We start from the raw sequence: 24,214 nt of genomic DNA on the forward strand, positions 1-24,214 counted from the left end.
GGACAGTCCCTTTGTTTTACAGCATTTTATTTTGCTTATAACATTCAAATAAATAGGATGGATTTTCATAATAAACGCTGCTATTATAATCGTCAATTTTATTACTTAAAAACGAACGATAAACCTGAACCAATGCATCTACAACATCGATTTTTTCATCTTCTGCCACTTGTTTGATTAAGCGCTTGTACACTTTTCCAATATCCCAATATGTAGGAATTGAATATTGGCACTCACCTACGTTGTCAAAATCACCCTGCTCAATTTTGGCTTCTTTAATAAAATCATCTGCTACTCTGGAAATATTGTCACAGTGATATACATCCGCTAAGTCGTAAATTTTTTGAATTCTCTCTTTGCCTAATTGGTTCACAACATCCACACGTTTATTCTTTGTTTTACGAGCAATATAATCAATCAAACTACATGTATACATTATCTTTTTTCGGTTCTCTGCCTTCACCAATCATTTATAATACCTCCTCAAAGTTTCGATATTCTAAACACTTCAAAGCCTCTTCCGAACAAAAAGCAATTTGATGTGTTGGATACTTAAATTTAGCCAATACCCAAAATTGTTCCCTCGTAATTACCCCATCCATATAATCTGAAATAAAATTGTAAATTTGGTCATCTGCCATTGCCCCAATAACAATATCATAATCGTGCATTTTCCCGCTGCGGCATGCCACTATAAAATCAAGCCATTTTTCTGACATTTCTTCAAATTCCAGAATATTTAACTTAGGATTTAAACAAACATCATAGGTAGACACAATTTTAGTATCGTACCGCTTTGCCCACCTTTGCGCCTGTTCTTTAATGATAGTACAATAAAATCCATTACCAAAGTCTTTCGTATTTCTTCCTATACGAATTTCCGGTTCTTTTACTGGCTGATATCCACCATGATAAACTGTCATTTTTGCCATATCATAACTACCTCCTGCCTTTTTATAATACACCAGTTAGAAGATAGGTTTCAATCTTTATTTTTTCATCCTATTCTCACTTTTACATTTTTACATTTCCGAAACACCTTTTTATAATATGATTTTAGGTGTCTATTTACATAAACGGTGACTTTAGACTGCAAATCAAGGGCATCACAATTCACAAATTTAACTTTATTTTTCCCCGGTATATAAAATTTCCTCAGGTACCCTTCTCTCACCGGCAGATAATTTCCATTTACATACCTCACATTTTTAGATAACGTAAATTTGTTAATATAGGAAGTACACCAGTATGTCTTTTTCGTAATCTTCTTAATACTTTTTGGTAATACCGGGTCTTTTGATTTATTTGCGTAATACAGTAATTCGCCTGTTTTTTTCAAATAAACGAATCCATTGTCTGCCCCAAATACTTTATTCTTTTTGTGGATAAACACTTTTATGCCACGAGCCAGCGCACCGATGTTATTTGTAACTTTATGGCTCTCCGAATTAACAATTTGTCTCACTTTTGCATCTATAGTTATTGATTTTACTTTACCATAAATCAAATAAAGACTTTTACCATTTTTAGAATAAATTACATTCTTTTTAGCTTTAAATGTTTTATTCTCGGCAGCAATATTTACTTTTTGTAACTGATTGTCTTTGTAAAACACATTATGCTCCAATGTTGTTACAGACTGTGGCAAACTTACACGCTTAAGATTTTTCATGTGCGCAAATGTATTTTGACCAATAACTTTCACTCCCTCAGGTACAACAATTTTTGTAATATTTCTACCATCACGATAAGCCGGCGCACTCATTTTATCTTCCTCATAAGGAAATCTCTCAAAAATACTGCAATAATCCGCGTTAAAATCATATGCACCTATCTTTGTAACTTTAATACCATTTATTTCAGATGGAATTCTCACCTCAACCGTATCTGCCGAAATCTTTATTCCGTTAATCCAAAATGCCTTTTTATCATTTGATAAAAAACCTGTATAATCTCCGCATTTCCAAACTTCATGACCCCATCCTCGAAATGTTTTTATTTTGTCCCATTCTTCTTTTTTCAGTTTATCTCCTGCATCAGTCAATTCACCTAAAGACCTCATTTCAACGGACTGCGTCTCCTGCGCAAATACTTGCGCTCCCGGCATGATAACTGACACCACCAAAACCATAGTTACTAATGTTCTAATTATTCTTTTTTTCATAGTTATAGTCCCCCCTCACAGTAAATTCGTTGCCTCTTTGTAAATAATACGATTGAGACAGCAAATAAGTTGCATAACACATTTACTAAAATTCATCAAACAATACTATAAGTAAAACCTTTACTTACCGCATACGACTGCATAAATGGATTCTTTTTTCCCTGCAAAATAAAATTTGTACAATTCTTAAACGGCTCCCACTTACCATCATAAGAATCATTTTCACTTCCTATTGCCGGATTCACCACAACATCAGGTAATACCACAGTCAAATTGCGGCACTCATAAAAATCCTACCCCATTATACTATCTTTTGCATACACAACCTTTTTCAGGTAACGACAATTAGCAAAACACAAGCCGCCGCCATTTACACCAGCCGGAAATTCGTAAGAATCCTCCTGCTTCGCTGCCGGATAGCATTTCATATATGTTTTTTCTTTATCTTTATAATAAAGAACATCATTTACTGCATAATATCCGATTTCCTTTTTATCTGCCTTAAACTGTTTTAAACTTGTACAGCCGATAAAAGGAGTGTTAATTTGTTCCACCTTATCTCCAAGTGTCACCTTTTGAAGTTTCGTACTGTAAGCAAACGCATACAACCCAACATTAGAAATATTCTTTGCAAGCTCCACACTTCTTAAACCAGACGCAAAAAATGCCCCGTCTGAAATATAAAATAATTTTTTACCGTATGAAATCTTCTGCAAATATTTAGCATACTCAAAAGCCGCCTCGCCAATCTGCGTTGTCTTTCCCTGAATCGTATAAGACTTCTGAGTTCGCCCTGCCGGATAAACCAAAAGCGTCTTCTTGTTTTTTGTATACAAAACACCTTTAGCAGAGCAAAAATATTTATTTCCCTTTGCCACTTTGATATTTTTTAACTTACCGCATCCGGTAAATGGTGTAGAAAATATATTCTTTTTCTTAACGATATTTCCCCATGCATAATCTGCCTGTTTTTTTTCGATTGTTTTCAAGTACTTTGGTAATACAACCGTTTGAACCTTCGATGATTTCTTCCATACATTGGCACCGAGTGATGTCACTTTTTTCCCTGCAATCTTGTTCGGAATCACAATTCGTTTCTGATTCTTACTGCATGAAACGATTTTAACCTGATTTTTTGTTATCTTGTAGGTAAAACCATTTTTTGTCTTTGCACCTGCCATTGTGCCGGCAGATGCAAGGGACAGCGTTAATAATAATGCTGTAAATACTGTTATTTGGATTATCTTTCTTTTTTTCATATTTTTCTCCTCCCTTGCGTTATCCCTATTTATTTTTTCCGAAATCATATTTCCATTCCGGATGCTTTTTATTGTAAATCACTCCGCCTTTTACCACCAGTTTTTTGTTACCCTTTTCAAGTTTTATCTCTGTCAGCGACTTCCAATTTTTCATATAGTACACAGATGTAAATTTCTTTGGCACATAAAGTTTTTTCATAAAAATGTTATCCGGCACATAATCCATTGTTTTCACAGTCTTTGGGATTCTAAAACTTGTGTTCTTTTTACCCATTGGATACTCAAGCAATGTAGTCATTTTCTTATTGTATAAAACTCCATTCTTTGAGGCAAGCACCTTATTCTTTTTAGAAACACTTATTTTCTCAAGTTTTTCCGCATTTGCAAAACTTACATTCTTTGATTTTATGTTTTTTGAAATAGTCACAGATTTAAGATTGTGAACATTCTCAAAGGCGTAATATCCAATCTTTCTGCATTTTGCCGGAATTTTATAGTTTTTCCCCGGTCTGTTTGCCAAGTACATAACTAATTTCTTTCCATCTTTTGAAAAAATAACGTCATTCGACACCCTATAATACTTGTTATTTTTCGAAATGGAAACCTTCTTTAATTTAGGAAAACACTGATTTAATTTTTCTTCAATGCAATTGCCCCAATCATGTGAATATGGCTTTACAAAATCGGAAGAAAACTCAATTTTTTCAATACCCGTTTTATCTGCTGATTTCAAATAATCCTGACCTGTAATTTTATCATCCAGTTTGTCTCCTGTATCCGGCTTTGTCTTAAACGCAACATACTTGACTCCCTTTGCAAATTTCAAAACCTTTGCATTTTTAAACTGCGCGAGTTTTCGCATATCTACTGTTACACACTGTAATTCCGCAGTATTGCCTGAATTTGCTTTTCCCTCAATAACAACCGTACTCTGCCCCTTATAATCACTGTCGTTACTTCCCGTATATGTAAATTCAGCGCTTGTATTCTCCTGTGCAAAAGCTCGCGCTCCCGGCATGATAACCGACACCGCCAAACCAAAAGTTACTAATGTTCTAATTATTTTTTTCATACTTAGACCTCCTATTTGTAATTTATTCACTGCCTCTATGTAAACAATACGATTTAGGCAGCGAATAAGTTGCATTTTTTATTATTCGGACAACACTTCTCCGTCTTTTATCTCAATCACCCTCTGGCATCTGGCAGCCACACCATTATCATGCGTGACTATGATAACCGTATGCCCATTTTTATTTAACTCCTCAAACACATCCATGATGTCATCCGATGTATTGCTATCGAGTGCCCCTGTAGGCTCATCTGCCAAAATATACTCCGGAGAATTAATAAGGGCTCTGGCAATCGCTACTCTTTGTTTCTGCCCGCCGGACAATTGATTGACCCGTTTATCTTTCAATTCCGCGATGTTTACCTTTTCCAAAACATCCATAATCTTTTTACCTTGCTCTCTTTTTTTCACCTTACCAAAAATAAGCGGAACCAGAAGATTTTCCTGCACGGTATATTCCTCTATCAAAGCGAAATCCTGCATAACCATTCCAATACTTTTATTTCGAAACTCCGCCAATTGTTTTTCCGACATCTGTCCCACATCTTGGTTTCCAACGTGGTAACTGCCGCTCTCAAAACTATCAATCCCTGCCAAAACATGCAGCAAAGTGGATTTACCGGCACCGGATTTTCCAATAACCGCTACCAGTTCTCCATCCTGAACCTGAAAATCAATTCCTTTTAAAGCCTTATATTCATTTCCTTTTCCTTTATTATATATTTTCACTAAATTCTTAATCGAAATCATTTTATTCTCCTTTCCTATCCCGAAAAACTTCAACCGGCTGCTTTCTGCATAAAATAATATATGGAACAATCCAATGCACAAAACATAACACCACCAGCATAACCACTATAGAAACAACTGTTATCCAGTCCAACTTAATCAGTAAATATTCTGTCAAATTTAATTTTTGAACCGTTGCAAACAAAACAAAAAACATTACCACGGAGAAAAATGCGGTTAAAAAACTTTGTATTACCGAGAAAGATACACATCGTCTCCACGGAAGCCCAAGCAGACTAAATATCGCATTGTGATATAAATCATCTGACATATTTAGGGCGCATACATTAACAATACTAATAATCGTGATAATCAGCACACATATCAACACCGGCAAATACATCATTGATTCTTTTTGCAAATGATGTTTTGTATTTTTCATAAACTCTTGTAACGAGCTGTCAATCGTAGTTCCATCATTTCCCGTCCCCAGAGTTCTTTTCAAAGCATGACTATTAGAACTCATTTCGTATTTTGTTATATCATCCTGATACACGATAAAATGATCCTGATTAAATGTATAGGTAACACCATTTTCTTTTGCCTTCTGTTCCCCGATCAAAATCAGAACACTCTTCTCCTGCTCATAGCGGTATGTGGAATAAATATCTCTGTAATCGTTCTGCAAAACTTGCCCCTGACCAAAATCATGCCCAATTACATTTGTTCCTTCTTCCATGACGCCAACAACTTCCGCTTTTATGTTCTTTGTTTTTCCGCTTTCATCGATTTGTTGAAAGTTCAACACACTCCCTGTTCTCCACCCATATGAATTTTCCGAAATCACGACCGGCAGAACACCTTTTTTATCGTCCGCATCCGTCAGCCACTTTCCCTCTGATAAATCGGGTGCATAATCATTTAAAACATCTTCCGGATAAACAGCCGTAATCATATCCGCATTTTCACCTTGATTAGCTAACGTGGTACTCCCCCACGAATAAACGGATTCAACCTTTTTCATGCCGTTTGCTATATCCTTTGCATTTACTCCATGATAACCAAAAGATGTTACATAAATTCCTTTTTTATCCGCCATGTGCTGTACCGGTTTATATGCCCTGAATATTGTCGCCAACATGGTAACTGACACACACAATACAAGCAGCAGCACGGAAATCTGTATAACAACAAAAACATTTCTTTTCCAATGCTTGATATATTCACCAATTGCTAATATTCCCATTATAATTCCCCCCTTTTAAAATCCAGGATACTTTTTCTGGTAATAGAAAATGACAAAGCATACCCAATAAGCAATACGACAAAAAGAAAAATTCCTATAATCGTGCCGTATTCTTTTATGCCGTATATTCGGTCCACATACTTAAACCAAGTAAGCATTTGTGGGAAAACCACAAACCGAAACAAGCCTGTTGCCACAATTACAACGCATAACATATTACATAAAATTTCAGTAAAAAATAACATCCGGGCACGTTTCTTGCTGCAGCCACATAATAAAAAAACAGCAAGTTTCTTTCGTCTTTTCTTAAAAATAAAACGATAAATCATATACATATTAACGCCTGCTAAAATTGCGAGTAACGCACTAACCACAAGCATCGAATACTCTTGTCTTAAATCCGCATTATTCGAGACATAAAATTCTGCCGGTTTACAGCCATACGATAAAAGCAAATCACGGAATGTTTCATACTGAGCTCGTGTCGGCAATTGAGCCAACCCAAAGTTTAATCGTATCCATACACAATTCTTAGGAAACGCAGTAAATGGAATTTCATACTCGCCCGGATCATTTATATCATCTTTGCCAATAATATCAAATGTTTCCTCTCCTAAAACAATCGTATCTCCTACATCTTTTTTATCTTCTCCATTGATTACAACAACTTTATTTTTATTTCTGTAGTCTTTATCTTCATAATAGCTTCCCTGTAATCCGTACTTCATATTTTCATAGACCGAATCACTATAACCATATTTACCATTTTTATATTGAGCACGATCTAAAAATGACTTTTTCCCATCTTTGCTTTCCGCTTCCACATAAAAATAATCAATCGGTATTTCTTCTTCTACCATGGTCATAAAAATCTTATTTATATCATCACTCGTTATTTTTTGATTATCAATTGTCGCCTCTAAAGACTTCGAGTCATGGTTATCGCATAACTCATACAAATTATTTTGAAAAACTCCAAAAACAAAAAAGATGCTAAGCAGCGCAAAAATCTGTGAAATCAGCAAAATAACAAAAAGCGCTGTATGCCTTTTCATCAAATCCGTTACATTCTTAAAAACCATTTATGCTCCCTCCTTTGGTTTTCCGTACGCATACTTAATTTTATGCTTTTTTGCCCATTTTTCTGCGTAAGAGTGTTTTTTTACATAAAGAGTAACTTTATCTTTGCAATCTCTGAACTCGTACTCGTCTAGTTTCTTTACACTGTCAGGAATTATAACCGTCTTTAAATTCGGACATGACACAAAACCATATTCAATCGTTTCAATTCCCTCTTCAATTTCTACATATGTAAGATAATTGGAAAATGTCCCCTCACTGCATGTAACATCCAACGACCGAACTTTCTCTCCTTCATAGACAGCCGGAACAACCAGTTTACTCTTTTTCTTTAATTCCGTATCCGAGAAAATACTTAAACGCCCTTCAATAACGGACCATCTGTCTGCCTCAACTTTTTTGTTTCCAGGCGCATCATTCTCCACTTCTGTCACAGTATTCTTTTGAGCATTCTGCAAGTTCTGAGCACCACCTGAAAAATCAATAAGAAACAGGCAGCCAATTCCCAGTATCAACGTGATAACAACAAAGATTATTATGATTCGTGAACTTCTAGCCATATATAATTCCTCCCTATAAAATATGTTTCAGAATAAAAACGCTTGCTTTTTGCAATATTTGTAACGGTAGTACTTGCTGTATTACCATTTCCTTCTGCTTCCATTTTCGCAATAGTTTTTGATTTTGTGTATGTGTAATTCTTTTCGGTATTCCGCTACCATATGAAAAGAACGCTTTTTTCAATCATTACTCTGTAAATCATATCTGAATACATTCTGTCACCTCCCTTACACTCTTATCATAGCATATAACCCTTCGCAAAAACCAAAACCGGCACGAATGGTCATTTTTCATCCTTGAACGGTCAAAATCTTCTCCGTTTGAAGTATCTATTTACTATAACGTTCCAAACGGAGAAAATCTGACAAAATATTCGATTTATTTTTCACCAAGAAGTTTTTTCATTTTATCCGGCATTGCCGGCTGATGCAAAACAAATCTGCAAGCAGTACTGGATGAGATTACTCCTGCAATTAAAGCAAGAGAAGCAAGATGATTTAAGAATTTTTTGCCGAAACCTTTTTTTCTCATAACTTTCGCCTCCCTTCTTTCCTATCATAACATAGAATCATCCTCAAAAACCAAAATCGGCGCGAACGGTCATTTTTCGTCCCTAAACGGTCAAATTTTTAATTTTTTATGCAATTCTATAAGAATTGTGGCACTAAAATACACTAAAATAAGCCAGATTTCCAACAAATACTCACTCATTTTCATAAACAAAAAAGCCATAAAAAGCGCACCGAGCAATAAAATAATTACTTTGGAATATGTTTGACACCGTTTTTTCTGATTTCCTATAAATGGTTTATTCTTACATTCAACAGGAGCAATTATCCACAATAAGACTTCTAGAATAATAAAACTAAAGCTAACAATCCATACCGATATCCCTGTGAGATAAAAAGGAAGCAAAACACAGCCAAAAAGAACGCTTAGCGACAATACAAAACAAGCCCCTGCCGTTTTGGCATGACACCCACCTAATACACTTCTCCCCGGAATTACAACCATTAAAAACAATAGTGTCATCGGCAATTTATGAAAAAGCACGCCAATTAGAATAGAAAATATAATATTACCCGCCATTTCAAATAAAGCATTCAAAGAATATTGATATAACTCATATTCATCCACTGCTATAACATAATTTTTCTGCATAACATCGGCAAAATATTCACTTGGCTTCATTTTCTTCCTCCCCTTCGCTTACATACGGAATCAAAATCATATTTTCAAATTCTTCTTGTTTCTTATTATACTCTGCACAACCACCATATTGTTCCACCACAGATGTAACATTCTGCAATCCAAGCCCATGAAACCATGGATTCTTTTTCTTATGCCTTTCTTTGCTAACAGGATTTTTTGTATAAATCAAAAATTCATCTTCAGTCGTTTCAATTCGTATATATACATTCGCATTTTTCTGTTCTTTTACCGCCTCTGAAATATTATCTGCCAAATTACCAAGCACCGTAACCAAATCATAATCGTCCAACATAATTTTTGCTGAATCCACGTGCAATTCCAAGACAAGAATATTACCCTGCTCATCCAATTGATTTTTTAAATTACTCAAGATAGAATCAATTACCACGTTGCCGCAATTAACAACATGGAAATTTTTATACATAGCATCCTCAATACGTGCAATATAGTCCAATGCATCCTCCCATTTTTTTGCTTCAAGCAATGCTCCGACCTGACGCAAATGCTTATTCACATCATGCATAAGTTTATTTCCCTGCTTAAATGATTGTGATAGTTTCTCATAATTTTCTCTTTGATTTCGAATCTGTTCTCCCAACATTTCATCACGTGCCTCATTGGCAGCAAAACTAGCCAGCAAATATAGCAAATAATAGGCAATTATATTTAGCGCTAATATTGCCAGAAGTGAAAAACTGAGAGCAATCCCCTGTCCATTCGCCAAGCCATAAACAACAAACAAACTCATAAATGGAACCAGCGAAAAATAAAGCAAAAATCGCGTCGGCATAATTTCTTGTTGTTTTCGAATTGTCAATACCAAAATAATAAACACAAAGAAAAATAGTTTTGAAATAACTAATTCGACCGATTGCGCTTCAAATTCCCCTTCTGGGAGCATTCCCGGAATCAACTGGCCGATAAAAACCGCAACAAGTTCAGACACCATAGCTAAAACCTGCGTAAATATTACATGAAAAATATGGCTTCCAAGCTTTCCCTCAAAAGCACAGGAAAGAAAAAACAGCGACAGAAGACTGGCTATTACTACTCCTATCTGTAAATGATAAACGGACAAAAAGTATGAAATAACAAACCAAATTGCAGACACCACACCAATTGAAACATAAGTACCCCGTGCCCATTTCTTTTTAAAAATTCCACAAAAATAAATTGCTATCACTAACGTATCAAAAATTCCGGCTAACGCAAACATTAATTCACTCATTCTCATCTCTCCAGTATCGCATATCTCATAAACTGCTGTTTCAACTCTTTTTCTTTCCGTCTGCTAATCGGAACCAAATTCCCATTGGATAAAACCAAATCATTTTTCTGAATTCTCCGAATATGTTTCATATTTACCAGATAGGAACGATGTGTCCGCATAAAATGCTGTTCCAGCAACTGATTTTCAATTGCACTCAATACCCCTTTTGCCACTACACATTTATCCTCCAAATACACCAGAAATTGTTTGGAACTTTTCTCTTTTTCAATATAATAAATTTCGTTTGTAAAAAAGACAACATTATCCTCATCTATTTTTAATACTACACGATTTTTATCATCTTTTTCCAAGTATTTTCTAGCTGCATTAAACTTTCTTTCAAACTCATCAAATTGAACCGGTTTAATCATATATTGAAATGCCCTTACATCAAAACTATTTTGCATATACTTCGGATAGTTTGTCAAAAACAAAATCAAACAGTCACTATGATAATTCTGCCGGATTTCTTTTGCCAGATCCAAGCCGCTTTTCTCATCCATATCCATATCCAAATACACCAAATCAAATGGATTTTTTTCACTTTGAAACCTTTCCAGCATAAAATTTCCCGACAAAAAATATTCAACATTTAATTTAATATCCTGACGCATTTCAATATTCGTAAACATCGTTTTGTATAATTCCAACTGCTGCTTTTCATCATCACAGCATGCAATTCTTATTTTCATTTCTCCGCTCCTCTCCTTTACTATCTGTAAGCAAACCAAGTATAACACAAAATAACCGCTCACGCACAAAATTGGCATGAACGGTCATTTTTTGTCCCTGAACGGTCAAAATCCTATCTCACAACCCCACTCTCGGTCGGTCCAAAGTAAGATTCTTTGACATCTCCCTCATGACTAAGCACAAGTTTCTGCAAAACCAGACCGGATTCCATACAATAGATATGAATTGTATGTACGCCCTTATCCAATGTTACCTTCGTTTCTCCATAGTGGCAGTTATTTAAAACACCCTCTGCCCAGTCTCTGGCACGGCTGTGGCCGCCACCAATGTTATAATGCTCATCAAGAACAGTCTTAACTTCACTCGCACTGCCGTCATCAAAAGAAACGGCATACCGCATATTGCGTCCATCTTCCAAGCTGTTCGTCGGTGCTGTAATCACACGCAGTGTGTACTCACCGCCCTCACGAATCAAAACGGAATACGAAAGACTTGGTCCCTCGCCCGGTTTGTCAAAGTTTGTTCCCATCGGATACACTTTCATAGAAGAAAGGGTTTTACCATATTCTTTCAGGCATTTCCATTCCTTGCCATCCTTTGATTCATTCGCTGCAAAATGTTCTGCCTCCATCGAGACAATACCATCGCGCTCTACAAATGTCATCGATGGCAGCTTCTCCGTTACTACAACTGCTTTAACTTTTACTTTCACTTCACAGCCTGCTGCCTGAACAAGGATTTCAGACTCTTTTGTCCCGGTAAGTTTTGAGAAGTCAACGGACACCTCAAAATTACGGACAGACTGTGGACCACAGGATAATTCACGAATCGAAACAAAATCATCCTCGCATGTAAGTGTCACATCAAGCAAAGCATCTTTGGCATTTGCAGCCTGAAGCAGATATGTTTCTTCACCAACAGAAGTAAACTCAGGAAGAGAAACCTCCCCTTCCGATACAAAGCAATCGGAATCGGCTGCATGAACAAGCAGCTTATTCTCATCCGATACAGCTCCCTGAACGGTCTCCGGGTACTTCCAGTCCTCATCATTCCAATGCGTAAAACCGATGTGTGCCGAAAGCATCATGCCATCCCATTTGCCATCTGCCATTTCTTTATTATAATAATTTGTCAGTTCTTCATCATATGTAATGCATTGTTTTACTTTTTCTGCATAATCTTTTGCTGCTGCCACACCATACTTCGCATAAAATTGATTCTTCGCTGCATACAGATTCATCAACTGAACATTTGCCCCTGCAACTGCCGGATAATAAACAAGTCCATAATAACTTGCCTTTGCTTCTTCCGGAAGTTTGCCATCAATGTCGTCTGCCATCTTTTTAATGCGGTGGCAGAGATGAATCATTTTACTGCTTTCACCGTAGTGTGTCACATGATAGGTATCCGGATATGTTACTTCCGGACGGCGGTTACCATGCATTCTTGTATATGCTTTCAAAACAGAAACAATTTCTTCTTTGACATCGTCATCTTCTACAACGCCGCCAAACTGCTCTTCTACCCAGCCGCGGATGAAATCATCGGTTTCATTTGGATGATTGATTCCCATTCCCTCATAATCATAAGCAAGTGCCATGTAGTAGGAAAGAGGAAGTTCCTGCGGACGGATATCTCCGACATTGACAATCCACAAATCTTTAATACCGTACTCATATGCCATGGTAAGCTGCTCCCATACTTTTGGAAGCGGTGTCGAATTAACCCATTCATAGGAAACCGGCGAACCATGATAATCAAAATGATAATACAGACCAAAACCGGCTTTTCTGTCGCGGTTTTCCTTGGTTGGCAGTGTACGCACATTTCCAAAGTTATCGTCCGACAAAAGAAGAATCGTGTCATCAAGTGCAGCCCAGTCTTTTAAACCTTCTACGCCATCGCCACCGTAATAATAATCTTCTACCTCTTTGTAAAGGGCAAGCATCTTTGGCATGTCACCGCAGCCTTTTGCCTTAATAATCTCTAACTGGTCTGCAATAATCTTGCGAAGCAGTTCCACATTTTCCTGAATCGAGGAACCTTCCGGAAGCATTGTCGTATCACGCTCACCACGCATACCAATCGTAATCATATGTTTAAAGTCTTTGTTTCTCTCTACGCCATCTTCCCAGTAACGGTACAAGCCTTCGCCATTGGTATAATAATTCCAGTCTTTTCCATAACCGACATTATTCGTATCGGTCTTTACTTTATCCCATTCTTCACTGGAGCGCATCAAAGGTTCATGATGAGAATTTCCAATCGTGATACCAAGGTCTGTCGCTAATTTTACATTTGCCAGTGGATCCTCTTTGCTTCCATCCAAGCACAAAGAAGCAGACCACATCGCCGGCCAGAAATAATTGCCCTTTAAACGGAGCAAAAGGTCAAATACCCGGTCATAAAATTTCACATTAAAATCACCAAACGTATTCATGACAAAGTTGCCGAGAGACGGCCACTCATCATTCATAAAGAATCCACGGAATTTAACCGAAGGCTCTTTTGAGGTAAATTCGATGCTCTCATCCCAAACAATTTCTGCCTGTTTGCGCGGAATAGCATCTCCCCAGTACACCCATGGCGACACACCAATTTTTTCAGAAATGTGATACATACCATGCAGGGTTGCCACAGTCTCTGTTCCGGCAATCACCAGTTTATCGCCGTCCACAAGACAAAGAGCATAACTCTCCCGTTTTCCGTCTAATTGAGAAACATTCAGTTTCCCATTTGCAATCATTTCATCAATCACCGGATTTTTTCCAATGGTACCCGGAATTATCGAATATCCCTCCGGCATCGCATCACAAATTTTCGGCGCCACACCCGTGACAAGTTCAATATCTTTCTGAATTTTTTCTGCCACGTGGGAAAGTCCCGCAAAATCATCCGCCTCTTTTGCAATGTAAAGGCTCGCAGCCTGTGTTCCTTTTACCAATTCAAACATAAAACTGTTTCCTTTCTTATTTTAAGTCAAAGCCAAAATAATTTACTGCATTGTAATATGAAATATTTTTCACGATTTCTCCTAAGAGGTCATAATCCTCCGGATACTCGCCATTTTCCACAAGATTTCCGATATAATTACATAAAATACGACGGAAATACTCATGACGTGGATAAGAAATAAAACTTCTCGAATCCGTCAGCATACCAACAAAATTGCCAAGAAGGCTTAAAGAAGCCAGTGATTTCATATGCTCTTCCATACCGTATTTGTGGTCATTGAACCACCAGGCAGCACCCTGCTGGATTTTGCCGCGCACGCCATCTCCCTGGAAACATCCAATCATCGTTCCAATCAATGCATTGTCGGTTGGATTTAAGGAGTAAATAATCGTTTTTGGAAGATTTCCCTCGCGGTTTAAGGCATTCATAAAATCTGCAACTTCAGCAACAAATCCTTTTGGATTAATGCAGTCGATTCCGGCGTTGGCACCGGCGCTCTTAAATACCAGTTCATTATTCTCGCGCTTTGCACCATAGTGAAGCTGCATAACCCAGTTTCTCTTTTTGTACTCAGCACCTAAAAACAGCATGCACATTGTGCGGTACTGTTTTAATTCCTCTTCGGTCAAAGTCTCACCGGCAAGACTTTTCTTTACCAGTGCATTTTCTTCTTCCTCACTAAGCGGACAAAACTCTGCATAATCCAAACCGTGGTCAGAAACTACACAGCCTCTCTCTGCGAAATAATCCAAACGTTTAACAAGTGCTTCTTTGAGCGTTGTAAAATCCGTAATGGTAACGCCGCTTACTTCACCAAGTTTCTGAATGTAAGAAACAAATCCTTCTTTTTCCGGACTCATCGCAAGATCCGGACGCCATGCCGGAAGAACCTGCACATCAAAATCCGAATCTGCGGCAATCTGCTCATGGTAATGCAAATCGTCAATCGGATCATCAGTTGTACAAACAAGTGTGACTCCTGACATACGAATCAGATTTTTTGCGGACATCTCCGGCTTTTGCAAAATTTCATTGCATTTATCGTAAATTTCTTTCCAATTCTTCTCAGATAAAGTCTCATTTATGCCGAAATATCTTTGTAGTTCCAAGTGACACCAATGATACATCGGATTACCAATGCAGTTTGGCAGGGCTTTTGCAAAAGCATGGAACTTTTCTTCATCGGAGGCATCCCCTGTGATGAAGCGTTCATCGACACCATTCGAGCGCATGACGCGCCACTTATAATGGTCAGCTCCTAACCAAAGTTCTGTCATATTTTTAAAATGTATATCATCTGCAATTTCCTTTGGAACAAGGTGACAATGATAATCTAACACCGGCACCTGTTTTGCATAATCATGATACAGTTTTTTTGCCGTATCTGTTTGTAGTAAAAAATCGCTATCCATAAATGGTTTCATGGTCTTTCCTCCTAAATATTGCGTTACCATTTATTTTAGCATATAATCGTATTAGGGTCAAAAGGTAATACACCAAAAACCAAAGAAATTGAAAGGAGAACGCTATGCCAATTATCAGTAATTCCATTCAGAACAATGGTGGTTCCTCGCAGGGAATCCGTTCCCAGACAAGAACCTACCGCTCCGGAAATTCCACACTGCACCTGCGTGAGGGGCAGACACTGCGGGGTGTCATTAGTGATATCCACGGAAATGACATTACCCTTTCCATGGAAGACGGATCATCCTTTACCGGCCAGCTTCCCGATGCCAATCAGTATTCCATCGGACAAAAGGCTGCTTTTCTGATTACCGGTCTTGAAAATAACACCATTTACATGAAAGCGACTACAGGAGCTTATTTGTTAAATATGGAAGATACCATTGCCCAGGCACTTGAGGAAGCGCTGCTTCCACGCTCTCCGCGTAATCTGGATGTGGTGCGCAGTCTTCTTAGCAATAGCCAGTCCATCAGCCGTGAAAACATTATGGCATCGATTCAGTTGTGTGCCCAGTACCCGGAAGCCGACGTCCACTCCGTCATCACGATGAAATGTCTGGGACTGCCAATGACAAACGAGTCCGTTCTCCAGTTTGAGAACTATCAGAACCAGACACACCAGTTATTATATAAAATGGATGCGCTCACCGATTCGATTGGTGATATGCTTCACGCAATCGGCAGTCAGGTTCCTGCATTGGCAAAAGAAACTGCTTCCGCTCTCTTAGACTTAGCGTTAGAGGGTGTGACCGTGCCGAAAATGACTGAGCAGGCAAACGAGACCGCTGCCGTATCCGCCGAGGAAAATTCAGAAGCACCTATCCCGGAAACCGGTGAAGAAGCTGCAAACACCATGGGAAATCCCGTTCAAGATGGCAGCAATGGCACAGCGGGCGCAGAAACTTCCACCCCTTTTTCGCGGGTAAAAAATCTGATTAATAATTTGACCGAATCCGTGGGATCAAAAAACACGCCGGAACCGGAAAATCCCACTTTTTCCAAAGAAGAAGTAGGTGCCTATCTCCCGGAGGAAGAACGCGCAGCAGTCCACGAGCAGTTACGTGACCTTCCTTTTTCCGAAGCCGCAAAAAAACAGCTTGCCGATGGTACACTTTCGGTCAGCCGTTTTCTAACCGAGATAAAACAAATGCTTCCTAACCTCACCGATGGGCAGGCAGGAAAACTTATATCCTCGGACGCCTTTCGAAAACTTGTTAAGGGACAGTTTCTTTCCAACTGGACGATTTCGCCAAAACAGCTAAAAGAGCCCGGTGCGCTCACGGAAACATATGAGAAAATGGCAAAAGAGTGGGAAACGCTCTCTCATTTCAGTCAAACCGTGTTAGGCAAAGATGTCTTTAGCAAACTTTCATCTTCTGCCTCCGATATGACAGAAAACCTAAACTTTATGAAAACGCTAAATGAGACATTTCCTTATATTCAGCTTCCGATTAAACTGCAAAATCAGAATGCACATGCAGATTTGTATGTGATGACACGCAAGGAAGCCTTGAAAAAGAACCCGGATAGCTTAAAAGTTCTTCTCCATCTCGACATGGAGCACCTTGGCACCTTAGATATCCGAATTGCTAAAGAAAACACTACGGTTTCGTTAAACTTTTTTGTTTCTGAAAAAGATACACTTCATTTATTCGAGCGCAATGTAGAACTTTTGCAGGATGCCATTAACGCACAGGGTTATGCCTGCACCTCCGAACTTTCGCTCAAAGAAAAAGAAGTCGATATTGTCAATGATTTTCTGGCAACAAACAAGGCACCAATCGGTGATATGAAACGATACAATTTTGACCTGCGGGCGTAATCAGTCCGCAGGCTTTTTCTTTTCTCTTGCAGAAATCAGGATACAGGCAGCAATCACAAACACAAGTGCCGCGGCACCGAAAATTCCGGTATCCATCCAATGCGACAAATCAATTTTATCACTTTTTCCAAAGACCGCCAAAAGAGCAAGAACAATTCCCATCAGCCCCTCTCCCGCAATCAGACCGGAGCAAAATAAAATTCCTCCTTCGTCATCTTTCTTTTTCCCAGATGAAACATAACGCAAAATTCCTCCCACCAAAATCGAAGCCGATAATTCAAACGGCAGATACAGTCCAATTGCCACCGGAAGAACCGGAACGCCCATAAATTCAACCGCCACGCCGATAAAAACGCCAATAAAAATCAGTGTCCACGGAAGATTTCCCTCCATGACACCCTCGGTAATCATTTTCATAAGAGTTGCCTGCGGTGCCGCTAACGCCTCACTGCCAAACTGCCACGCATGATTTAAAAGCATCATCACACCGCCGATTGTAACCGCTGACACAGCCACGCCAATCAACTCGCCAATTTGCTGGCGTCTCGGGGTTGCCCCCAGTAAAAAACCTGTTTTTAAATCCTGCGAGGTATCACCAGCAAGAGCCGCCACAATGCAGATTACCGAGGCAATCGAAATTGCTGCTATCATCCCCGGCATTCCGATGGTATTTGTCGCCTTTAACCATGCCGTCACGAGTAATAAAGTAGCAATCGTCATACCGGAAACCGGATTGTTACTGCTGCCCACCAGTCCGACCATGCGCGAAGATACGGTTGCAAAGAAAAAGCCAAATAAAATGACAAGCCATGCCCCGGAAAACGAAATCGGAAGTGCCGGAACAAGCCAGATGAGTAATGCAAACAGAACAATTCCTCCAATGACAACCCGAATATCTAAATCTCTCTCCGTGCGCTTTTCGCTTTTTTCTTTACCACTCCGTGCTGCCTTCACCGCTTCATAAAAAGTGGAAAATAAAAGTGGCAGAGTTTTCACCAGACTAATAATGCCTCCTGCCGCCACAGCTCCCGCTCCAATATATCGGATATAAGAGCTCCAGATAGCACTTGCCCCGCCCTCGTTATAAAGAGTGGCGATTGGCACCGTACCGGGATACAAAATACTTTCACCGCCAAAAGACACAATTGCCGGAATCAAAACAAACCAGCCAAGAACCGCTCCCGCAAACATATACGAGGCAATTCGGATTCCACAAATATATCCCACTCCCATAAGTGCGGGATATACCTGTACGGAAAACAATGTTTTTAAGGAATTAACGGGCACCATAACCGCTCCCGGAATTACCTTCATCCCATCGACAATATACTTAACCAGAGCAGCAATACCCATGCCAAAGAAAACAGTTTTTGCGCCGCTTCCACCCTCTTCACCGGCTAGCAGCACATCCGCACACGCCGTTCCTTCCGGATATGGAAGCACCCCATGTTCTTTTACAATTAATGCTTTGCGCAGCGGAACCATAAAAAGCACGCCAAGAACGCCTCCACACAAAGCAAGTGCTGTGATGGTAAACAAATCCGGCGTCTCCGCCTTCCCTTCTTCTGCCCACAAAAATAACGCAGGCAGCGTAAAAATGGCACCTGCCGCTAATGACTCTCCTGCCGAGCCAATTGTCTGCACCAGATTACTTTCTAAGATAGAATTGCGGCGCAGCAAACCGCGCAGAATCCCCATTGATACAACCGCCGCCGGAATTGACGCTGACACCGTCATTCCCACACGAAGTCCAAGGTATGCATTTGCCGCACCAAAAACAACGGCTAACAAAACACCAACAATCACAGCGGTTATGCTAAATTCTTTCATCTCTTTTTCCGCCGGAACAAAGGGCTTAAACTCTTCTTTTTCCTTTTCCAAAGCTATGCCTCCAGTACTTGTTTTCTTGTTAGCATACCCAAATTACTAATGTTTCTATTCCTGACGGCAAAAAAACTGCTGCCATAGTATTTTTTTCTAAGACAGCAGTTTTACATATTACAGTTTTAAATTTTTCCTGATTTTACTTAGAACAAATTCGAGAAGAAGTCAGCAATTGCCTTTCCTATCATGACAAAGAAATCACAGATTTTCGCCCAGATTCCTTTGGCATCATCCAAATCAATTCCCATGTCTTTAATTTTATCATAGACATTCTGCGCCTGATTCTGAATTTTACCAAGGTCTAAATCCAGTCCGCCAATCTTTTTCATCAACGAAACCATCTTGGTTTTCATCTCATCATCAATGGAAACATTCAATTCTTTTTCTGCTTCATTAATTGCGTCTTTTATTTCATCTTCCGATGTCAAATCGCCGCTGACTACTTTGTCTTTCAAAAGTGCCACAAACTGAGCAGCCTTTTCCTTACCGATGTCGTTTGCCAGCTCACTCGTTGCTACCAGCTCATTGGTCGCTGCATCGGAACTCGCCTCATCGACTCCTTCGCCGGTCATTTCACCGTAAGCCTTCATCGCACCAACCAAAGCAGCTGTACCGGAAATCGGAAATGGTCCGGCAACCGTCACTTTGGCATCCGAAATTCCGGCGGTCACAAGGGCATTCGTATACATTTCCTTGCTGCAGAAAGAAATATTATGTGTCTCTACCTCGATTCCGCTGCCGGCATCTGCCTCTTCAATCATAACCGACGATAACGCTCTCGTTCCAATTACTTTGGAAGCAAGATATTCATCCAGATACTGATGCTCTTCCTTGTTTGTCACTGTGATTGTCTGATAATCTGCGAGTTCTTCATTTGTAATTCCAAACTGCTTCATTACCTGCGCTTTTTCTTTCGTTGATAAATCTGCACCAAATGCGAGAAATGGTTTTACCGACACCGAATCGGCAAACGTATATTTTCCCGGCACAAGGCACAAAACTAATGCAAGGGCACTAACCAGTGCCAAACGAATGGATTGTTTCATCGTATCACCTATCTTCCTTTCCCCGGTCTGCTTTTTACAAAGCTTTAATTCGCTCCAATGCTTTTTTCGTATTTTCAGCTGAACCAAAAGCAGTCAGTCTGAAATATCCTTCTCCACTTGGTCCGAATCCGGAACCAGGTGTTCCTACTACATTTGCTTTCTCCAACAGCATATCAAAGAAATCCCATGATTTCATGCCATCCGGTGTCTGAAGCCAGATATATGGGGCATTTACACCGCCAAATACAGTATATCCCATACCGGAAAGTGCGTTTCTGATTTCTTTGGCATTATTCATATAATAAGCAATCTGCTCTTTTGTCTGTGCTTTGCCTGCTTCGCTGTACACTGCTTCACCGGCACGCTGAATGATGTATGGTGCACCATTGAATTTTGTTCCATGGCGTCTTGCCCAAAGGCTGTTAAGCATCGTTCCATTGCTGTCAACAAGCTGTTTTGGCACAATTGTAAATCCAAGACGGGTTCCGGTAAATCCGGCATTTTTTGAGAAACTTCTCATCTCAATCGCACAGGTTTTTGCGCCGTCACACTCATAAATGCTGTGTGGCACATCCGTTTCAGAAATGTATGCTTCATAGGCAGCGTCATAAATGATAACTGCTTTCTTTTCGTTTGCATAATCAACCCACTTCTGAAGCTGCTCTTTTGTCAGCGTCGTACCGGTTGGGTTGTTCGGGCAGCAGATATAAATAATATCCGGTGTCTTCTCCGGAAGTTCCGGCACAAAATTATTTTCTGCCGTACATGGCATATAAATTACATTTGACCAGCACTCTTTATCTTTCAGATATTCTCCGGTCTTTCCTGACATTGCATTACTGTCAACATAAACCGGGTAAACCGGGTCTGTAACGGCAATTACATTGTCCTGAGAAAATATATCAACAATGTTTCCGGAATCACTTTTTGCACCATCGCTGACAAAAATCTCATCAAGTGCAATGTCAACACCGCGGGATTTGTAATCGTTATCAGCAATTGCACGGCGCAGAAATTCATATCCAAGATCCGGTGCATAGCCGTGGAATGTTTCTGCTTTGCTCATCTCATCTACCGCACTATGAAGAGCATCGATTACCGCCGGTGCCAAAGGCTGTGTTACATCGCCGATTCCTAAACTAATGACTTCTTTGTCGGGATTCGCTTCCTTGTAAGCGGCTACTTTTTTTCCAATCGTAGAAAAAAGATAACTGCCCGGCAGCTTTAAATAGTTATCATTTACTTTAAACATTTTTATGCCTCCTGTCTGTAGTTATGTCATTGACATTTTACACGAAAACGCCTGCTAATGCAAGCGCGGGAGAGTGTAAGTTTGCGTCAAGTGGGTGTTGGCACTTTTTTGTTTTCCGTAATTCCGTAGAAAAGCTTTGCGTCTCGTGGGCACTCCCGTTTGTTGAGTGCGTAGCGGTATGGGCACTGAAACTACCAGCGTCACATACCGACGTACTCAAACCCACGAGTCACAAAGTTTTTCTACGGAATTACTGGAATCCAAATAAATTGGCAATACACATTGATACAAACTTATATTTTCTGCTCTTAATTGGTCGCAACCGTTCCATTCACATTTATATAAAGTTACCGCCTAACTATCATCACAAATATTTCTCCCCCCTATTGCCACTATGAAACAAAAAAATCCAACGGGGTATGAGACTATAACGCGAAGCGTTATCCCGTCTCGTAACCCGTTGGATTCCTTTTTGTAATCTTTATAAATCTACAGCACCTGTAGAACCGTTTTTCAAGCCTTCATTTACTACATAATAAGCTTTTCCTTCTTCCGGTTTTACATACAATTTTGCTCTTTTAATAGATGTAATTTTCTTTCCTTCTGCTTCCCATGCTGCCACAACTTTTTCCATAATTTCCTGCTGGGAAAATTCCTGTCCGTAAATCTGAACAAAAACTTCTGAGTCAACAGTAGCTGCTGTCTTGCGAATCGTAGCTTTACTTGTTTTTCTCGGTTTTCTTGTTGTCTTTCTGACCGTCTTTGCAGCCGTTGTTTTTGCTACTGGTTTTTCTTCCTTAGCAACCGGCTTTACTGCTTCTTTTTTCGGCTCTTCTTTTGCAGGAGCTGCTGTTGTTTTTACTGCCGGTTTCACAGCTGGCTTTGCTGCAGTTTTTGCTGTTGTTGTTTTTGATACTTTGTTTGCCTTGTTCGTAGTCATCTGAATCCCTCCATTACTTCTGATAAAACATTGTATCATAATATGTAAAATATTATACATGTTTTATTAATTCTTTACAATTGCTATTATGACTAAAAAAAAGCTGTTTGTCAAATAAATACATACACTTTCACCAAAAACTCTTTACTTTTTTTCTTCTATCACGTAAAATAAGGATAAATACTAGCGCAATGGATATAATAAATGCGTAAGAAAGGAAGGATATTAAAATGAAAAAATTTGTAAAATTCCTCCTTGGTCTGACTGCAGTTGCAGCAGCAGTAGGTGGTATATTGTATTTCTTGAAAAATGTTCTGATGAAAGATTATCTGGATGATTACGATGACGACGATTTTGACAATGACCTTTATGATGAGGACGATGATGACCGCGACTACGTGACACTCTCACCGGATGAAGAATCAGAAGAAGCAGACGATACATTAGTTCCTGATGACATGGAAGAAGAATAAAAATTCATCATAACACAAAGAACTCATAAACCAGATGGTCTATGAGTTCTTTTTCTATACCATACCAATTATCGTGAAAGGCGTTTTGTCATACTATACAAGTGCTCGTCAATATCTTTTGTCATCTGCAATGCATAGTCAATATCAAAATCAGTAAATTCGCCATTTTTATATGCAACTACACGATTTGTTTGACCTTTCAATAAAAGATCAACAGCTCTTGCTCCCATTGCTGATGCGTATACACGGTCACGACAAGAAGGATTTCCGCCACGCTGGATATGCCCAATCACCGTTGCACGCGTCTCAATGCCGGTTGCAGCTTCAATTCGTTTTGCCATTTCATGAGAATGACCAACACCTTCTGCATTTACAATAATATGATGTTTCTTTCCGATACGACGCTTTGACATAATCTTTTTAATAATTTCCTCTTCATCGTTTTCCTCAGCACGCTCCGGAATCAAAACATACTCGGAACCGTTGGAAATACCACACCATAATGCAATGTGTCCGGCCGTTCTTCCCATTACCTCAATGATACTGCATCGCTCATGGGAAGCGGAAGTATCACGAACCTTATCAATGGCTTCCATTGCCGTGTTGCAGGCAGTATCAAATCCAATCGTGTATTCGGTGCAGGCAATATCCAAGTCAATGGTTCCCGGGATACCAATTGTGTTAATTCCATTTGCAGAAAGTTTCTGAGCTCCACGGAAAGAACCGTCACCACCGATTACAACCATACCATCAATGCCATGTTTGCGGCAGATGTCAGCAGCTTTCTGCTGGCCTTCCGGTGTCATCATCTCTTTACAGCGGGAAGTAAATAAAATTGTGCCGCCACGCTGAACGATATCAGTAACGCTCATCGTGTCCATATCAATAATATCCTCTTCCAAAAGTCCTGCATATCCACGACGGACACCCTTTACTTTCAGACCACTGGAAATACCGGCTCTGACTACTGCACGAATCGCAGCATTCATTCCCGGTGCATCGCCACCACTTGTTAATACACCAATTGTCGTTACCTTTTTCGCCATAATCCGATTTCCTCCAATTTTATGTTTTATCTGTTTCATTTATCAT

General features: G+C 39.4%; 23 protein-coding genes. 2 read left to right on the forward strand and 21 right to left on the reverse strand.

Annotated elements, in window-relative coordinates; all coding sequences use genetic code 11:
- Positions 1 to 16: 16 nt before the first annotated feature.
- The 16 genes from DW019_RS10360 to uxaC all read right to left on the reverse strand — a co-directional run bounded on the left by DW019_RS10360 (position 17) and on the right by uxaC (position 15,665).
- The gene (locus DW019_RS10360) at positions 17 to 463 is read right to left on the reverse strand and encodes a hypothetical protein (protein WP_347474419.1); all 447 of its coding nucleotides are present in this window, start codon (positions 461 to 463) and stop codon (positions 17 to 19) included.
- Positions 464 to 470: 7 nt separating this feature from the next.
- Positions 471 to 932: a DUF3990 domain-containing protein gene (locus tag DW019_RS10365; protein ID WP_118443309.1), complete on the reverse strand. Its 462-nt coding sequence runs from the start codon at positions 930 to 932 to the stop codon at positions 471 to 473.
- 65 nt (positions 933 to 997) lie between these two features.
- Positions 998 to 2,164 carry a leucine-rich repeat protein gene (locus tag DW019_RS10370; protein ID WP_118443310.1) on the reverse strand — a complete coding sequence of 389 codons (1,167 nt, stop codon included), beginning with the start codon at positions 2,162 to 2,164 and terminating at the stop codon, positions 998 to 1,000.
- Positions 2,165 to 2,259: 95 nt separating this feature from the next.
- On the reverse strand, positions 2,260 to 2,436 hold the full coding sequence (locus DW019_RS15085) for a hypothetical protein (protein WP_182431095.1): 177 nt from the start codon (positions 2,434 to 2,436) through the stop codon (positions 2,260 to 2,262).
- A 21-nt stretch (positions 2,437 to 2,457) separates the two neighbouring features.
- Positions 2,458 to 3,423, reverse strand: a complete 966-nt coding sequence (locus tag DW019_RS10375) for a leucine-rich repeat domain-containing protein (RefSeq protein ID WP_182431096.1) — start codon at positions 3,421 to 3,423, stop codon at positions 2,458 to 2,460.
- Between the two features lie 25 nt (positions 3,424 to 3,448).
- The gene (locus DW019_RS10380; protein ID WP_182431097.1) at positions 3,449 to 4,495 is read right to left on the reverse strand and encodes a leucine-rich repeat protein; all 1,047 of its coding nucleotides are present in this window, start codon (positions 4,493 to 4,495) and stop codon (positions 3,449 to 3,451) included.
- Positions 4,496 to 4,576: 81 nt separating this feature from the next.
- Positions 4,577 to 5,245, reverse strand: a complete 669-nt coding sequence (locus tag DW019_RS10385; protein WP_118443313.1) for an ABC transporter ATP-binding protein — start codon at positions 5,243 to 5,245, stop codon at positions 4,577 to 4,579.
- Position 5,246: 1 nt separating this feature from the next.
- Entirely contained in the window at positions 5,247 to 6,470 is a 1,224-nt protein-coding gene (locus DW019_RS10390) for an ABC transporter permease (RefSeq protein ID WP_118443314.1), read from the reverse strand.
- Positions 6,470 to 7,552 carry an FtsX-like permease family protein gene (locus tag DW019_RS10395; RefSeq protein WP_118443315.1) on the reverse strand — a complete coding sequence of 361 codons (1,083 nt, stop codon included), beginning with the start codon at positions 7,550 to 7,552 and terminating at the stop codon, positions 6,470 to 6,472. Before DW019_RS10395 ends, DW019_RS10390 begins: the two co-directional genes overlap by 1 nt.
- Complete coding sequence (locus tag DW019_RS10400; RefSeq protein ID WP_118443316.1) at positions 7,553 to 8,110, reverse strand: leucine-rich repeat protein; 558 nt, start codon at positions 8,108 to 8,110, stop codon at positions 7,553 to 7,555. It lies immediately after the preceding gene.
- A 379-nt stretch (positions 8,111 to 8,489) separates the two neighbouring features.
- Entirely contained in the window at positions 8,490 to 8,642 is a 153-nt protein-coding gene (locus DW019_RS10405) for a cyclic lactone autoinducer peptide (RefSeq protein WP_118443317.1), read from the reverse strand.
- A 90-nt stretch (positions 8,643 to 8,732) separates the two neighbouring features.
- Positions 8,733 to 9,302: an accessory gene regulator B family protein gene (locus tag DW019_RS10410; RefSeq protein ID WP_118443318.1), complete on the reverse strand. Its 570-nt coding sequence runs from the start codon at positions 9,300 to 9,302 to the stop codon at positions 8,733 to 8,735.
- Positions 9,289 to 10,551: a GHKL domain-containing protein gene (locus tag DW019_RS10415; protein WP_182431098.1), complete on the reverse strand. Its 1,263-nt coding sequence runs from the start codon at positions 10,549 to 10,551 to the stop codon at positions 9,289 to 9,291. Before DW019_RS10415 ends, DW019_RS10410 begins: the two co-directional genes overlap by 14 nt.
- Before the next feature lie 2 nt (positions 10,552 to 10,553).
- Positions 10,554 to 11,285, reverse strand: coding sequence for a LytTR family DNA-binding domain-containing protein (locus DW019_RS10420; protein WP_182431099.1), 732 nt, complete (start codon positions 11,283 to 11,285; stop codon positions 10,554 to 10,556).
- Between the two features lie 113 nt (positions 11,286 to 11,398).
- Positions 11,399 to 14,239 carry a glycosyl hydrolase 115 family protein gene (locus DW019_RS10425; RefSeq protein ID WP_118443321.1) on the reverse strand — a complete coding sequence of 947 codons (2,841 nt, stop codon included), beginning with the start codon at positions 14,237 to 14,239 and terminating at the stop codon, positions 11,399 to 11,401.
- 16 nt (positions 14,240 to 14,255) lie between these two features.
- Positions 14,256 to 15,665 carry a glucuronate isomerase gene (gene uxaC, locus DW019_RS10430; protein WP_118443322.1) on the reverse strand — a complete coding sequence of 470 codons (1,410 nt, stop codon included), beginning with the start codon at positions 15,663 to 15,665 and terminating at the stop codon, positions 14,256 to 14,258.
- 104 nt (positions 15,666 to 15,769) lie between these two features.
- On the opposite strand from uxaC, the gene DW019_RS10435 reads away from it, so the two are divergent.
- Complete coding sequence (locus tag DW019_RS10435; RefSeq protein ID WP_118443323.1) at positions 15,770 to 17,527, forward strand: flagellar hook-length control protein FliK; 1,758 nt, start codon at positions 15,770 to 15,772, stop codon at positions 17,525 to 17,527.
- On the opposite strand, the gene DW019_RS10440 is transcribed toward DW019_RS10435, so the two are convergent.
- The 4 genes from DW019_RS10440 to DW019_RS10455 all read right to left on the reverse strand — a co-directional run bounded on the left by DW019_RS10440 (position 17,528) and on the right by DW019_RS10455 (position 22,649).
- On the reverse strand, positions 17,528 to 19,408 hold the full coding sequence (locus DW019_RS10440) for an oligopeptide transporter, OPT family (RefSeq protein ID WP_118443324.1): 1,881 nt from the start codon (positions 19,406 to 19,408) through the stop codon (positions 17,528 to 17,530).
- 146 nt (positions 19,409 to 19,554) lie between these two features.
- Positions 19,555 to 20,457 carry a DUF1002 domain-containing protein gene (locus DW019_RS10445; protein WP_118443325.1) on the reverse strand — a complete coding sequence of 301 codons (903 nt, stop codon included), beginning with the start codon at positions 20,455 to 20,457 and terminating at the stop codon, positions 19,555 to 19,557.
- A gap of 34 nt (positions 20,458 to 20,491) precedes the next feature.
- On the reverse strand, positions 20,492 to 21,709 hold the full coding sequence (locus tag DW019_RS10450) for an LL-diaminopimelate aminotransferase (protein WP_117479726.1): 1,218 nt from the start codon (positions 21,707 to 21,709) through the stop codon (positions 20,492 to 20,494).
- 481 nt (positions 21,710 to 22,190) lie between these two features.
- Positions 22,191 to 22,649 (reverse strand): DUF6465 family protein, encoded by a 459-nt coding sequence (locus DW019_RS10455; RefSeq protein ID WP_118443326.1) that lies wholly within the window; start codon positions 22,647 to 22,649, stop codon positions 22,191 to 22,193.
- A gap of 230 nt (positions 22,650 to 22,879) precedes the next feature.
- Here DW019_RS10455 and DW019_RS10460 point away from each other — a divergent pair, with 230 nt between their 5' ends.
- Positions 22,880 to 23,122, forward strand: a complete 243-nt coding sequence (locus DW019_RS10460) for a hypothetical protein (protein ID WP_022377188.1) — start codon at positions 22,880 to 22,882, stop codon at positions 23,120 to 23,122.
- A 68-nt stretch (positions 23,123 to 23,190) separates the two neighbouring features.
- Here the strand turns inward: DW019_RS10460 and pfkA are convergent, their stop codons facing one another.
- Positions 23,191 to 24,168 (reverse strand): 6-phosphofructokinase, encoded by a 978-nt coding sequence (gene pfkA, locus DW019_RS10465; RefSeq protein WP_118443348.1) that lies wholly within the window; start codon positions 24,166 to 24,168, stop codon positions 23,191 to 23,193.
- Between the last annotated feature and the right edge of the window lie 46 nt (positions 24,169 to 24,214).

Origin of the sequence: Clostridium sp. AF37-5 (assembly GCF_003477605.1) — a bacterium.
In the GTDB taxonomy this organism is placed as follows: domain Bacteria; phylum Bacillota; class Clostridia; order Lachnospirales; family Lachnospiraceae; genus Eubacterium_F.